Here is a 13,838-nt window from a genome sequence, read left to right on the forward strand (position 1 = left end):
AGCTCTCTGCTGGAAATGCTTCGGAGCCTTTACTTAACCGTTCGCAGCGGCTTTGGCCAGATTCTTCAACTTTTCCAGAGCCGTATCCGGGTTTTCCTGATAGGCGATGGTGCTGCGGAAGCGACCGCCCTTGTCGAGCAGAAATACCGATGCCGTATGATCCATCGTATATTCGCCGTCTTCGCCCGGAACTTTCTTGGCGTAGACGTGGTAGGATTTGACTACATCAGCAATATTCTCCGGCGTGCCCGTGACTCCGATGATACGGTCGGAAACATTGCTCACATAGGTCTTCATGACTTCCTGCGTATCGCGCTCCGGATCGACAGTGATAAAATAAGCCTTGATGTCACTGGCTTCGGGTCCAAGCTGCTTCAGCCAGCCATCCAGTTCATAAAGCGTCGTAGGACAAACGTCCGGGCAATGGGTGAAACCGAAGAAGATGGCTGCGGGCGCAGCGCGCAAGTCCTTTTCGGTGAAGGGTGTGCCGTCCATGGTCACGAGGTTGAGCGGACCGCCGAAGGGTTCTTTCGCCGCCTGCTTATCGCGGAAAAGGTTGAGACCTGCAGCGCCGACAATGGCGACGATGAAGGCAATGATGAAGATGGGCAGGAATTTTTTCATGTCCAGTCAGCCTTGAATTTCGCAACGCGCCTTGCTGCGCTGCTCAACAACCTATCTTTTCTTTATGCGCTGCAGAACGGTCGATATAGCCGCATCCTGCCATCATGAAGAGCGTGCCGGTAATGTACTGCCATCTGCTCAATTTTCAATAATTTCTGAAACTTTTGACGATATGTCGCGCGGTGGAAATGGCTCCTCTTAGCTTGTGGAGCTAGAGCCGTTCACACATGACCAAAGTTGAACAGCTTCGACACTCTTTCTTTTTGCAAGGTCAGCTAAACTGATATATTTCCGTCATAAAACCGCAATTTCTTGTGAGTGCCATAGTGGAAATCGATTATATCATTGCCTGGGTCGATGGGCAGGACCCGGCGCATATGGCTGCCAGAAAACAGTTCGCTCCCGATTCCGCTCGCACGCATTTTGAAGCCGTAACCAGCGAACGTTATCTCGATAATGGCGAGATTTATTACAACATCGCTTCCGTCATCAAATTCGCGCCGTTCATCAAGCGTATTTTCATCATCACCGATCATCAGAAGCCACGGTTCCTCGATGCGTTCAAGCAGGAGAGCAAGTGCGACGCGTCCTTTATCCAGATCGTATCGCATGATGACATTTTTGAAGGCTTGCCGGCTGCCCGCCCGTCGTTCAACGCTCGGGCCATCGAAGGGGCGATGTGGCGGATACCCGGATTGTCGGAGCATTTTATTTATTCCAACGACGATTTCTTCGTGAATGCCCCACTGACGGTATCCGATTTTTTTGAGAACGAAAGTCCTGTCCTGCACGGCGATTGGGTGCGGCCTGAGAATACTCGCTGGAAATACAAGTTGCGTCGTTTGCTCGGGAAGATATCGCGGTACGAGTATACGTTCCCGAAGTTCCGCTTGGCGCAATGGAAAGGCGCCTCAACCGCTGGCATGAAAGATCGCTTCATGTCGATCCATCATCATCCACATCCATTGAGGCGCAGCACGCTGGCAGCTTTCTTCGCCGAGAAACCTGACGTTCTGAATAAGCAGGTCAGTTTCCGGTATCGTGATATCGAGCAGTTCAACACGGTTGCTCTCGCCAATCATCTCGAGATTTTGCGGCACAAAGCCTCCGTTCGCCCGGCGAGAGAACTGGCGTATCTGGATTTTGTCCAGGAGAAGCGTTGGGCGGAAGAACTGCAAGCAATCGAAGCGGGATCAGCGCCCTTCGGCTGTGTGCAGGGGTTTGAGCGTTTCGATCCCGCGTTCCGTGCCCAAATTCACCAGACACTCATTGCAAAGTTTGACGATGTTCTGCCGAATGTTATCAAGGATTATCTTTCCGGCGAGGAAGATGGTTCGCAGGAAGCGGCTTAGGCAGTTCGTTCCAGAGCTGACTGTGCTGCAGGGAAGCTTGGGGTGAATTTGCAATGACGTCGTCCGGTGATCTTCGTTTCCAGAACAGCGAACCGCGCATTCATTCCACGGCCCAGTTGAAATCCGTCAAACTGGGGCGGTATGCCGATATCGGTGAGCGCGTCATTCTTCGTGAGGTCACAGTCGGTGACTTCACCTATTTCGAGCGTAACGGTGAGGGGATCTACGCCGAAATCGGCAAGTTCTGTTCCATTGCCGCGAATGTCCGCATCAACGCGCTCGAACATCCGATGGAACGGCTGACGACACATAAGGTCAGCTATCGGCCGAATGAGTATTTTCGCTATCTGGGCGTTGATGGAGAGTTCCGGGCAAGGCGTCAGGAACAGCGTGTGGTCATCGGCAACGATGTATGGATCGGTCATGGTGCGGTCATCACACCGGGCGTTCAGATCGGTCATGGTGCTGTGATCGGAGCGAATGCGGTGGTGACGAAGGACGTGCCACCCTATCATGTGGTTGGCGGTGTTCCTGCCCGTTTCATCCGCAAACGCTTCGATAATGCCGTCATAGATCGGCTGCTTGAACTCGAATGGTGGAATTGGCCGGTGGAAAAGCTCTATGAAGCAGTGCCGGACATTCAGACGTTGGAGATTGAGGCTTTCCTCGAAAAGTGGGGCGGGTGAATTCCGCTCTTGCAAAGCCGCAATTGTTTATCCACCTTCGCATCACAACAGTTCTGGAGGCTGGAAGATATGGTTGGACTGAAGCGCTTTGCCGGTTGTTTGCTTACTCCCATGCTGGTCCTTGCTGCTTCGGCGGCTCCGGCTGAAGAGGTCGGTAAGGTTGGCGTTGACTGGCTTGGAAATGATATTGTCATCGATGCGGTCCAGGACCCGAAAGTGCAGGGCGTAACCTGTCATCTCGCGTCGTTTTCGCGCGGCATGATCGACCGGCTGCAAAAGGGCAACTGGTTCGAGGACCCATCCAATGCTTCCATCTCATGCGAACAGACAGGGCCGATCACAATCGCTGATATCAATCTCGGCAAGGGTGGAGAACGGGTTTTTTCCGAGCGTACCAGTCTGATCTGGAAGAAGCTTGTCATCACGCGCATATACGACAAGACAAACAACACGCTGCTCTATCTCGCACATGCAACACAAGTTCAGGACGGTTCAGCGAAGACCTCGCTTTCAACCGTGCCGCTCTATAAGGGCGATGTTACGTGGGCGAAGGGCAAGCCGGAATAATCCGGCTGCCCTGATGTTTCACTGAAAATGCGGGTTTAGATCGGCTGGACGAAGCTATCGAGAACACGCTTCTGTCCTGCTTTATCGAAATCGATTGTCAGCTTGTTGCCGTCGATGGCAGAGATTTTGCCATTGCCGAATTTCAGATGGAACACACGGTCGCCGGGCTTGAAGGCCGATGGTTTGTCGGCCACTGATTTCGCTACCAGTTCACCGTCTATCGTGCGTCCCTTCACAGAACCTCGCCCGGCTCCGAAACCTGAATCGGTCTCGCCATAGCCGATACGCTCAACACGACTACCGGAGCGCGAGCCCCAGTTGTTGCGCGTGGCGTCGGAACGGTTCTGCTGCGCACGCTGCCAGCCGGGCGTCGAATAAGAGTTCTGGAACGGGTCGGCCTTGTCAAAGCGAGACTGTCCATAGCCGCCGCCATAACCACCGTAATTGCCTTCCAGTTCAGCCACTTCCACATGGGCTTCCGGCAATTCTTCCAGAAAACGGGACGGAATGGTCGATTGCCACATGCCGTGAATGCGCCGATTGGACACGAACCAGATATGCAGATTTTTTTTGGCACGGGTCACACCGACATAGGCGAGGCGACGTTCTTCCTCGAGGCCGGAACGTCCGCCTTCATCGAGTGCGCGCTGGTGCGGAAACAGGCCTTCCTCCCAGCCGGGAAGGAAGACGGTTTCAAACTCCAGCCCTTTGGCCGAATGCAGCGTCATGATGTTGACGGCATCCATATCTTCGTTCTTTTCAGCATCCATGACGAGCGCGACGTGCTCGAGGAATCCACGCAGGCTTTCATATTCCTCCATGGAACGGATCAGTTCCTTGAGGTTTTCAAGTCGGCCCGGTGCTTCCGCCGATTTGTCGTTCTGCCACATGGTCGTATAGCCGGATTCATCCAGAATAGTTTCGGCCAGTTCCGTATGCGGCGTGTTGTCGATCAAGGACTGCCAGCGCAGGAAATTCTCGACCACTTCGCGCAGGGCGGAGCGTGGCTTCGGCTTCAGTTCTTCCGTTTCGATCAGGTCGCAGGCAGCAGCGAACATGGAAATCTCGCGTGCGCGCGCATAATCGTGGATTTGCCGGATAGCCGCTTCACCCAGACCACGCTTTGGCGTGTTGATGATGCGCTCCAGTGCCAGATCGTCTGCCGGTTGTGCGACGACGCGCAGATATGCCATCGCATCACGGATTTCGAGGCGCTCATAGAAACGCGGTCCGCCGATGACACGGTAGTTAAGGCCGAGCGTGACAAAACGATCTTCGAACTCGCGCATCTGGAAGGAGGCACGGACGAGGATCGCCATGTTGTTGAGGAGGCGCCCTTGACGCTGAGCCTGTTCGATGGCCTCGCCAACAGCACGGGCTTCCTCTTCTGAATCCCATGCGGCGTGGATTTTGACTTTCGGATCGTCGGGGTTTGGCGCTTCTGTGAAAAGCGTCTTGCCGAGGCGACCTTCATTATGTGCGATCAAATGGGCTGCGGTACCCAGAATATGTGCGGTCGAGCGGTAGTTGCGCTCAAGCTTAATCACGACTGCGCCCGGAAAATCCTTATCGAAGCGCAAAATGTTGTCCACCTCGGCTCCGCGCCAGCCATAGATCGACTGGTCGTCATCACCAACGCAACACAGATTGACTTTATCTCCGCTCACGCCGAATTCGCGGTGCTCATCGGCTCCGCGGGGGCCTTCGGACGCCCTAGCGGGCTGTACTGGCGAGCCTCCGGCCTGTATTGGTGCGGTCGTTCGTGATTTTGGTCGCTGTGCCAGCAGGCGCAGCCAGAGATATTGGGCTGTGTTGGTATCCTGATATTCGTCCACGAGAATGTAGCGGAACTTGGCGTGATATTCGCGCAGGATATCGGGATGATTGCGGAAGATGCGGATCGGATGCAGCAGAAGATCGCCGAAGTCGCAGGCATTCAGCGTGCGCAGGCGCTCCTGATAGGCCTGATAAAGCTCGCGACCTTTGCCGTTGCCAAACGAGCGCGCGTCGCCTTCCGGAATGTCTGAGGGGCCAAAGCCCTTGTTCTTCCAGCCGTCGATCATATTGGCGAAGGTGCGGGCGGGCCAGCGCTTGTCATCCAGACCTTCCGCCTGAATGAGTTGCTTGATCAGCCGGATCACATCGTCCGTATCAAGGATGGTGAAATCGGATGTGAGATTGACCAGTTCCGCATGGCGGCGCAGCAATTTCACGCCGATGGAGTGGAACGTGCCGAGCCACGGCATGCCTTCCACAGCGCCGCCGACCAGATGGCCGATGCGCTCTTTCATTTCGCGTGCGGCCTTGTTCGTAAACGTTACAGCGAGAATCTGGCTTGGATAGGCAAGGCCAGTGGTGATGATGTGGGCGATGCGGGTAGTCAGAACGCGGGTCTTGCCGGTGCCAGCGCCCGCAAGCACCAAAACGGGGCCCTCGGTGGTCAGGACGGCCTGACGCTGTTCGGGGTTCAGCCCGTTCAGATAATCGGGCTCGCCACGCTGCTGGTTGCGTGCCGCCATGGCACGTGCGGCAATGCTTCCGGGAGCAGGTGCGCGGCCTGCCGGAGCGTCGTCATCGCCGAAAAACGGCATATCGTCGGGAAAGTCAGACATTTGACCCGAATGTAATGATTCGTGGCTGAAAGACCAGCGAAAGGGTTAAAATATTCGACTACTCTAATTGAGTGACGCGACGATCCGTAAAGTTCAGGCGATGCGAGGCCAGTGCCTCCACAAGGCCGCGCAGTTCGGGTTCGCGTTGTAACAGATCGTCGAGTTCCGTCATCTGGTTCATCGCAATCAGCCGCAGAATGTCGTCCCGGATGGTCCCGTCGGCGCGGCGCGGCAGATGGGCAACCGGCTGGATCAGTTCGACCCGCTGCCCTTTGAGCCTTGCGCGAAGGCTTTTTTCGTCGGCGTTGAGCGTTTCCACGAAAGCGTAGATGCCAACGCCCTTGGCGGGTAGAGAATAGAGCGCGAGCGCTATATCCGTGACACGCGGATCGGATTTGAGTGCGGCCTGAATTGCGGGCCCTTCATTGTCGATCCGGTCGCCGGTGCCTTCACCATCCGACCAGCTAAAAATGCCGCGCGTGATGAAGTTGTAGACTTTCTTGCCTGTGGCCAGCCAGATGCGCGACGGCAGGGAGCGGCGTGCCAGAATGCGCTTTTCCGTTGGCGTCATCAGGTCTTTTGCGAAAGCACGCTTTTGCTTGATGAGATGGCGGAAATCCTCATAGGCCATCAGTCGATAGAGGGCACCACGACGACGATGAACGCTTGCAAGCTGGAAATCGATAACTGCCGCTTCGCCTTCGGGCGTCATCAACCAGTTCTGCGGCTTGGCGAGATCGTTGTGGGTAACGCCAAGGCGGCGCATGTCGCGCAGGATACGGTGCGCGGTACGATACCATTTCGGATCGGAGGGGCGCGCAAGATGCAGCGGTGTGCCTTCCGTCCAGGATCGATACAGCCCGTCCTTGTCGGTGGCGAGCAGTTGGGGAACGCCTTCAATGCCGCGCACCGTTTTGAGGCCGCGGATTTCTCGCCGGGCCAGTATCCACGCGAGCGGTCTCGACCACCAGGGAGCAGCGCTCACGACGCGACGGATGATGCGGGTATCGGGGTCGCCTGTAAAATAGCCAGCATGCGTTTCTGAAAACACGTCGCGCTTGAACACGGCGGTCTCGACAAATTCCGGTATTTGATCGCCTTTCAGAGGCACATCTATATTGGGGTTCTGAACCATAAGGCTCCCACTAGCCGCTTGCGTCCGATCAATCAAGTTTGATGGCGGATAACCCTCATTGCAATCGCGTGATCGAAAGCGCACAAGGAACACACAGATTTCGTTCAAGTCATCGGGGAAACGCAGAAAATGGCACAGGGCGACGACAACAAGCAGGCGATTGCGCAGATCATCCGACAGGAACAGGCGCTTATTTTTTCGTCGTTTGACGAGAACGAAGCATTTGCGCTCGGTCATCGTATTCGCGACATCGCCGTGAAGGAAAAGCTCGGCATCGCCATCGAAATCTCACTGTGGGACCGGCAGTTGTTTTATGCGACGACTGCTGGAAGCACTGTGGATAATCAGGAATGGTTGCGCCGCAAGTTCAATGTCGTGCGCCGCTTTCATGCTTCGACCTATCGTCTTGTTCTTGAACAGAATCGCGACGACCGCATGTTCGCTCCCCATAAAGCGTTGAATGTTGAGGACTACGCGCTGGCGGGCGGCGGATTTCCGATCCGCGTTTCCGGGGCAGGTGTGATCGGCGCCGTAATCGTATCGGGGCTGCCGCAGCGCGAAGACCATAATCTGGTTATCCGGGCCGTTGCCGAGCATCTTGGACAGGATCCTGTTGCGCTGGCATTGCCTGCCGTTTGAATATGAATTTCGGAGAATGAACGATGTCGCTTGAAAATGTTGTCGCGCTTGCACGCAATGAGAACGGTATTGCAGCAGCAGTGGGTATTCTCAAGCAGCGTTTCGGTGAGCGCGCGCAGACCGGTCAGGCTATCCGAGAACAGCACGGCCACACGACAACTTATGTGCCGACACAGGCGCCGGATATCGTCATCTTTGCCGAGGCCGCGCAGGAGGTGCAGGATGTTGTCCGCATCTGTGCCGAACATCGTGTTCCTGTCATCGCCTTTGGTGCCGGTTCATCACTCGAAGGGCAGGTTAACGCGCCCGCTGGTGGTGTGTCTCTTGACCTCACGCGCATGAACAGGGTGATTGCCGTGCATGCGGAAGATCTTGATTGTGTGGTGGAGCCCGGCATCACACGCCGGGAACTGAACGAGTATCTGCGCGATACCGGACTGTTCTTTCCGATCGATCCGGGTGCGAATGCCACGCTCGGTGGTATGGCTTCCACGCGTGCGTCCGGCACGAATGCGGTGCGTTATGGGACCATGCGCGAGAATGTGCTGGCCCTGAAAGCCGTGATGCCTGATGGACGACTGATCGAGACTTCCAAGCGCGTGAAAAAGACAGCGGCGGGTTACGATCTTACGAGGCTGCTTGTCGGAGCCGAGGGAACGCTTGGCATCATTACCGAGCTGACGTTGAAACTGCAGGGAATTCCGCAGGCGATTTCCGGCGGTATCTGTCCTTTCCCGGACGTGGCTTCGGCTTGTCGTACGGTGATCGAAACCATCCAGATGGGTATTCCCGTTGCGCGTATCGAGCTTGTGAACACGCTTCAGATGCAGGCCCTGATCCTCCATTCCAAACTGCCTTACGAGGCGCAGCCTTATCTGTTCGTCGAGTTCCACGGCACGGAAAGTGGCGTTGCCGAACAGGCGGAACTGTTTGGGGAAATTGCTGCGGGCAATGGCGGCGGCGATTTCCAGTGGACGCACGATGCCGAGGAGCGTGACCGGCTCTGGCGGGCGCGTCACGACGCCTATCTCGCCTCCTTCCTGCTAAGGCCCGGTTGCAAGGGCGTTTCCACCGATGTCTGTGTGCCTATTTCGCGCCTGGCCGATTGTATTGGCGAGACGGAAAAGGATCTGGCCGAAACCGGCCTGATCGCACCGATTGTCGGCCATGTGGGGGATGGAAATTTCCATCTTCTCCTGCTTCTCGACACGGATGATGTGAGCGAGATGGAGCGTGCCGAAGCTTTTATGGATCGACTGGCCAAACGCGCCATTGCCATGGAGGGAACCTGCACCGGCGAACATGGCATCGGGCAGGGCAAGATGAAGTATCTGGCGATGGAGCTGGGTGAAGCCACGGATTACATGCGCGCCATCAAGAACGCACTTGATCCCGATAACATCATGAATCCCGGCAAAATACTGATTTCGTGATTCAAATCAGCCGTTTGGACGGGTTTGCCAAGAGTTTGATTCAGGCCGGCGTGCATATCGATGTGGCTGCGATGCAATTTGCCTTGTTGTCGCCGGATCGATGCCGTTATGTTGCGCAGATAAAGACAGCGTGATTCACTCTTTGTTTCGCGCTAACTTGCAATCTGTTTGACCGGAGCTGGTTCTTGGGCCGCATATTCGTGATCGTCGGCGGGCTTCTCGTGCTGCTGTTGACGGCAGCACTTGTCGTGCCGCCCTTTGTTGACTGGAGCGGCTATCGTGCCGATTTCGAGCGCGAGGCGAGCCGCGTTCTAGGGCGCCCCGTCAAGGTCGCCGGTGACGTCAGCGCACGGCTTTTGCCATTTCCCTCCGTTGCATTTTCCGATGTGCGTGTTGGCGCCGATGCGGCTCATCCGGTCATGACCGTCGATACGTTTTCGATGGATGCGGAACTGATGCCGTTTCTGCGTGGCCAGCTTCTGATTTTCGATATGCGCGTGGATCGTCCCCGGGCTACGATTTCTCTCGACAAAAGCGGCAAGGTTGATTGGGCAATCCGCCCGACGACGCCGCTGGATCCGACGAAAATCAAGCTGGAACGGCTTTCCGTCAATGACGGAACAATCACCCTTCGTGAAGAGGCAAGCGGTCGCAGTCATACGGCAACCGAACTCAACGCCGTGATTTCCGCAAACAGTCTGGCAGGCCCGTGGCAGGCGAACGGAAGTCTCGTTCTTCAGGGTGAAAAGCTGGCGATAGACCTTTCGAGCGGCGAGGCAAAGCCGGACGGTTCGCTGCGCGTGCGTGCACGAATTTCGCCGGATGCAATCCCAGCTACTTTCGAGACGGATGGCGATGTGACCGTAACTGACGGTCGGCTCGATTATGCCGGTGATTTTTCGCTTCGCTCTTCCGATATGGTTGCCAAAGCCGGTAAAGATCAGAAAATACCGACGGAAACGCCATTTTTCAGTGGCGTGCGCGTAAGCGGAAAGTTCAAGGCGGATCGTAGTCGCTTCGATGCCAGCGAATTCCGCATGGAGCAGGGACCGACCGACAATCCATATGTGGTGAATGGGAAGGCATTCATCGATTATGGCGACAAGCCGCGTTTCGAGGTCAGCGCCGACGGGCAGCAGTTGTTCTGGGGGCCGAATGAAGCTGTCAGCGAAGAGCAATCCGGTTCTGCCATGCCCGTCCCGGATCGCATTGCAATAGCGCGTCGGGTTCTTGAACAGCTTCCTATTCCGAGCATACCTGGCAATGTGGATCTGCGCCTGCCTGCAGTTATTGCAGGGGGCACGACGATACGTTCGGTTACAGTGAGCGCGGAGCCTGACGGAAACAATTGGAATATTCGTCAGTTCGCTGCCGATCTTCCTGGTCGGACCAAGGTCGAAGCCAAAGGGACGCTCTCCGTTGGAAAGGACTTCGGCTTCAAGGGAGACATACTCGTCGCCTCGCGCCAGCCGTCCGGCCTGGCAAGCTGGCTCAACGAGACTGTTGATGATTCCGTGCGCAAACTCGAAGGTGCGGGGTTTTCCGGACACGTGAATCTTCGCGACGGGATGCAGCGGATCGAAAATCTCGAAATCGCATTGGGGCAAACGTCGCTCAAAGGATCGTTTGTTCGCGAGGCAAAGGGTTTAGCCCAACCTGCACTTACGCTCGCGCTTAATGGCGGCACGGTGGAAAGCGAGGCCCTGCAAGCCTTTATAACCTTTTTCTCAAGCGGTGAGGGGCTAGGGTTTCTCGATGGTCAGTCGCTGAACCTGGCGTTCAAGGCCGGTCCCGTCCGATATCAGGACATGGAAGCCGGTAATGTCGATATGGCGCTCAGGTTGCACGACGGTCGCTTCGATTTCGACCGGCTTCTGGTCGGTGATGTTGCGGGTGCCACGTTGACTGCAACAGGCACGTATGAACCTTTCGTCAATACGCCCTCCGGTTCGCTCGATGCGACGATCCTGTCCGGTGATCTTTCGCGCTTCCTTTCCCTGATGGCTAATCGGTATCCTCAGCTACCGCTGTTTCATGCGCTTTCGATGCGGGCGGCGAATTTCCCTGGGCTGTTCGAAGATAGCGAAATCAATGTCATCGCCAATGCGGTGGCGCCGTCCGTGCCGGAGGCCGACAAGGCACCTGCGAAAAGCACGGCATCCAAGGGTAAGAGCGCACGGCCTGCTGAAGTAAAGACCAAAAACGTTCCCGGTGTTGGGGAGTTTTCGTTCAGCGTCACCGGAAGAACAGGTGGTATGAAACTGGATCTTTCGGGGACAGCGAGCGGGGGGGAGGGCGAGAGCGAGCCGTTGCAGATGCAGTTGAATGGTACTGCAACATCGGCTCAAGGCGAAGCTGTGCTTGCACTGATAGGCTTGCCCACATTGCCCCTGGGGCTTGCTGGCGAGCTTACTGCCGATCTGAACATGCAGGGCGCACCGAGTGCAGGTATGCGGACTCAGCTCAAGCTTGCGGCACCTGATGGCTCGGCCGCCGCCGATGGCGTGATTTCGCTGGTCGGCGGCGATATCGCTGCCAGCGGCAAAGCCCAGTTGAAGTCTGCCGATCTGCAACCGTTCATCGCGACAGCCGGTTTCGCGCTGCCTGGTTTCGGCGAAGGACTTTCGGCAAATCTGACCAGCGATTTCCAGTTTGCAAAGGGTATTTTACGGTTTCCCAATCTGGCCGGAAAGCTGGACGAAGAAGATGTTTCCGCGCGATTGGAAGCGAATTTTGCCGATAGCGGTCTGCCGCAGTTGAAGGGCGAAGCAAAGCTTGCCACGCTCGAGGTCGATAGCCTTGCAGCGATCATGCTTGGGCAGGATGCATTCGAGCCGGCAAAGCCCACCGCAAAGACCATTTGGCCACGCGGTGCATTCGCGGTTCGACCTTCATTACCGCTGCTGCTGGATATGAAACTCAACGTGGCCCAGGCTCATATGGGTGGGTTCGGAACTGCCACGGAGTTTTCCACACGGCTCCAGAAGACCATGGACGGTCTTCAGTTGAACGAGTTGACCGGTAATTGGGCGGGCGGGTATCTTGTCGGCAATGTTTCTCTGAGCAACAGCGACAAAAACGCTCTCCTCTCGACAGAGATCAAGTGGAGTGGCGCGAACCTCAAGGATTTCTATCGTCTGGAGGATGGTGTTGCTCCGCTGGGTGGCGTGGTGAAAGCTGCCGTGAATTTGAACGGCAGTGGCGAGAGCGTTGCAGCGTTGATCGGTTCGCTTGCGGGAACGGCAAGTTTTGACGTGGAGAATTTTACCGTCAACGGTCTGGACGGAGCGGCATTACCCGCAATGATCGGAGCCGCCGATATGATGGGGGATCAGTCCTCCGGATCCGACAAGCTGGCTTCCAAGCAATTTGTCGGTATTGCCGACAAGGCTACGGGGCAAGGCGTATTCGCGCCAGGTAACGCACGGTTCGATTTTACAGTTAGTGGCGGCGTCGCACGCATGGCGGCAACCAATCTGAACGACGGAAATGCTGCGCTTCTCAGTGATTTGCAATTCGATCTGTCGACGCTTGGTATCGGCGGAAACGGCACCTTGACGTTCCGGAATAGCGACGGCGCTGACACTGGCATCGCTCCGCAGGTGGCCATTTCGCTTGGTGGCAGTTACAGCGCACCCGAGGTGAAATTCGACCGACAGCCTTTGGTTCAGTTCCTGACTCAACGTGCGCTTGAGCGCGAACAGGAACGCGTTGAATCCATGCAGGCGAGCCTCATGGAGAAACAGCGTCTTCGTCGCCAGCTTGGGCTTTTCGAAGCGGATGAAGCGGAACGGGACCGTTCGCAACGTGAGGAAGAGGCGCGGCGCCGTGCTGAGGCTAGTGCGCGCGAAGTGGCTCGGAAAACCGCCGAGGAAGCTCAGCGGCTTGAGGCAGAGAAGCCACAAGAGGGACCGGCGGGCGGGTCGAAAGATCCCCTGGCATCGCCGGAAGGTGGGCAATCTTTGAACGAGTTTCTGAAGAGTCTGGAGCAGACACCAGTGGTTCCTGCGCCTCAGCCGTGAGTTATTCTGGATTTAAGCCAGTCGAGAACGTGGAGACGGAGCGCGGAAGACAGGTTGATCGGTCTGTCACGCTTGCTGTCGATTTCTGCAATCAGGGCCGCAACGGAAAGCTCTCGTGTGGCCGCGATTTCTTCGATCAATTCGAAGAATGGGTCTTCAAGCGTATAGCTGGTCGCATGCCCACGAATACTGACGGAATGTTTGCGTAGCCGACCCGACACGGTTACTTTTCCTCGTCCGGCTTGTCGCTTTTTTCCAAACGGTTCTGGTCCAGAAACCGCTCCGCTTTCGTCGCTTCCGTGCGAGCGAAAGCTTTTTCAGTCTTCGTTCGACCGAATTGAATGCGGTTCTGATCAGCCTGCTTTTCTTTTTCAGTGCGGGCCTTCTGCTTCTTGAATTGCCTGAGATTGACGATGTCGCTCATGGAACCACGCGGAAATGTTGAGGGTTTTTGAAAAATTATCGCGTTTCGGCTCGGTCTCGCAAGCTCGTAATGGGCTGGTGCTATTTCTGCGGGTCCTTCGGATTGGTGAACCACCAGATGGCCAAGGACGCCAGGATGAGGAGTATGAGCCCCACTGTCATCTGCAGAAGAGGAAAGTTGGGTTCGTCTTTTGCCACAAAGAAAGCAGCTACGATGCCGCTTATCCACAACACTGCCTGAGCAATTGCACGAATCATTGAACTCATTCCTGAACTGGTTGCCGTCAGGACAGAGTATAAAACGTCTGTTTATTTTTCACCATTGATTGCAATCAACCGTGAGAT

The 13,838-nt window shown here is 56.0% G+C and carries 12 protein-coding genes; 6 read left to right on the forward strand and 6 right to left on the reverse strand.

The window, feature by feature from the left end; genetic code table 11:
- Nucleotides 1-33: 33 nt before the first annotated feature.
- Nucleotides 34-624, reverse strand: coding sequence for an SCO family protein (locus ACYSN1_RS17460; protein ID WP_461726852.1), 591 nt, complete (start codon nt 622-624; stop codon nt 34-36).
- Between the two features lie 326 nt (nt 625-950).
- Here ACYSN1_RS17460 and ACYSN1_RS17465 point away from each other — a divergent pair, with 326 nt between their 5' ends.
- The 3 genes from ACYSN1_RS17465 to ACYSN1_RS17475 all read left to right on the forward strand — a co-directional run bounded on the left by ACYSN1_RS17465 (nt 951) and on the right by ACYSN1_RS17475 (nt 3,229).
- A complete protein-coding gene (locus ACYSN1_RS17465; protein WP_461726853.1) occupies nt 951-1,976 on the forward strand; it encodes a hypothetical protein in 1,026 nt (341 codons plus the stop codon).
- A 53-nt stretch (nt 1,977-2,029) separates the two neighbouring features.
- Nucleotides 2,030-2,662: a DapH/DapD/GlmU-related protein gene (locus tag ACYSN1_RS17470; protein ID WP_461726854.1), complete on the forward strand. Its 633-nt coding sequence runs from the start codon at nt 2,030-2,032 to the stop codon at nt 2,660-2,662.
- Nucleotides 2,663-2,731: 69 nt separating this feature from the next.
- Nucleotides 2,732-3,229, forward strand: a complete 498-nt coding sequence (locus ACYSN1_RS17475; RefSeq protein WP_461726855.1) for a CreA family protein — start codon at nt 2,732-2,734, stop codon at nt 3,227-3,229.
- 35 nt (nt 3,230-3,264) lie between these two features.
- Here the strand turns inward: ACYSN1_RS17475 and ACYSN1_RS17480 are convergent, their stop codons facing one another.
- Nucleotides 3,265-5,841 carry an ATP-dependent helicase gene (locus ACYSN1_RS17480; protein WP_461726856.1) on the reverse strand — a complete coding sequence of 859 codons (2,577 nt, stop codon included), beginning with the start codon at nt 5,839-5,841 and terminating at the stop codon, nt 3,265-3,267.
- Nucleotides 5,842-5,899: 58 nt separating this feature from the next.
- The gene (locus tag ACYSN1_RS17485) at nt 5,900-6,976 is read right to left on the reverse strand and encodes a serine/threonine protein kinase (protein ID WP_461726857.1); all 1,077 of its coding nucleotides are present in this window, start codon (nt 6,974-6,976) and stop codon (nt 5,900-5,902) included.
- Nucleotides 6,977-7,105: 129 nt separating this feature from the next.
- On the opposite strand from ACYSN1_RS17485, the gene ACYSN1_RS17490 reads away from it, so the two are divergent.
- The 3 genes from ACYSN1_RS17490 (at nt 7,106) to ACYSN1_RS17500 (ending at nt 13,070) form a co-directional block, all read left to right on the forward strand.
- A complete protein-coding gene (locus tag ACYSN1_RS17490; protein ID WP_461726858.1) occupies nt 7,106-7,615 on the forward strand; it encodes a heme-degrading domain-containing protein in 510 nt (169 codons plus the stop codon).
- A 23-nt stretch (nt 7,616-7,638) separates the two neighbouring features.
- Nucleotides 7,639-9,048: an FAD-binding oxidoreductase gene (locus tag ACYSN1_RS17495; RefSeq protein WP_461726859.1), complete on the forward strand. Its 1,410-nt coding sequence runs from the start codon at nt 7,639-7,641 to the stop codon at nt 9,046-9,048.
- Between the two features lie 185 nt (nt 9,049-9,233).
- A complete protein-coding gene (locus ACYSN1_RS17500; protein WP_461726860.1) occupies nt 9,234-13,070 on the forward strand; it encodes an AsmA family protein in 3,837 nt (1,278 codons plus the stop codon).
- Here ACYSN1_RS17500 and ACYSN1_RS17505 read toward each other — a convergent pair.
- The 3 genes from ACYSN1_RS17505 to ACYSN1_RS17515 all read right to left on the reverse strand — a co-directional run bounded on the left by ACYSN1_RS17505 (nt 13,061) and on the right by ACYSN1_RS17515 (nt 13,751).
- The gene (locus ACYSN1_RS17505; RefSeq protein WP_461726861.1) at nt 13,061-13,291 is read right to left on the reverse strand and encodes a ribbon-helix-helix domain-containing protein; all 231 of its coding nucleotides are present in this window, start codon (nt 13,289-13,291) and stop codon (nt 13,061-13,063) included. The genes ACYSN1_RS17500 and ACYSN1_RS17505 overlap by 10 nt on opposite strands.
- Nucleotides 13,292-13,293: 2 nt before the next feature.
- Nucleotides 13,294-13,494, reverse strand: coding sequence for a DUF4169 family protein (locus tag ACYSN1_RS17510; RefSeq protein ID WP_140022102.1), 201 nt, complete (start codon nt 13,492-13,494; stop codon nt 13,294-13,296).
- An 80-nt stretch (nt 13,495-13,574) separates the two neighbouring features.
- Nucleotides 13,575-13,751, reverse strand: a complete 177-nt coding sequence (locus ACYSN1_RS17515) for a hypothetical protein (RefSeq protein ID WP_461726862.1) — start codon at nt 13,749-13,751, stop codon at nt 13,575-13,577.
- Nucleotides 13,752-13,838 lie beyond the last annotated feature (87 nt).

It is taken from the genome of Brucella sp. LJL56 (assembly GCF_054871705.1).

Coding starts and splice junctions, on each gene's coding strand:
- ACYSN1_RS17490 (WP_461726858.1), top strand. CDS start 7,106: ATGGCACAGGGCGACGACAACAAGCAGGCGATTGCGCAGATCATCCGA.
- ACYSN1_RS17495 (WP_461726859.1), top strand. CDS start 7,639: ATGTCGCTTGAAAATGTTGTCGCGCTTGCACGCAATGAGAACGGTATT.
- ACYSN1_RS17470 (WP_461726854.1), top strand. CDS start 2,030: ATGACGTCGTCCGGTGATCTTCGTTTCCAGAACAGCGAACCGCGCATT.
- ACYSN1_RS17510 (WP_140022102.1), bottom strand. CDS start 13,494: ATGAGCGACATCGTCAATCTCAGGCAATTCAAGAAGCAGAAGGCCCGC.
- ACYSN1_RS17515 (WP_461726862.1), bottom strand. CDS start 13,751: ATGATTCGTGCAATTGCTCAGGCAGTGTTGTGGATAAGCGGCATCGTA.
- ACYSN1_RS17480 (WP_461726856.1), bottom strand. CDS start 5,841: ATGTCTGACTTTCCCGACGATATGCCGTTTTTCGGCGATGACGACGCT.
- ACYSN1_RS17475 (WP_461726855.1), top strand. CDS start 2,732: ATGGTTGGACTGAAGCGCTTTGCCGGTTGTTTGCTTACTCCCATGCTG.
- ACYSN1_RS17460 (WP_461726852.1), bottom strand. CDS start 624: ATGAAAAAATTCCTGCCCATCTTCATCATTGCCTTCATCGTCGCCATT.
- ACYSN1_RS17485 (WP_461726857.1), bottom strand. CDS start 6,976: ATGGTTCAGAACCCCAATATAGATGTGCCTCTGAAAGGCGATCAAATA.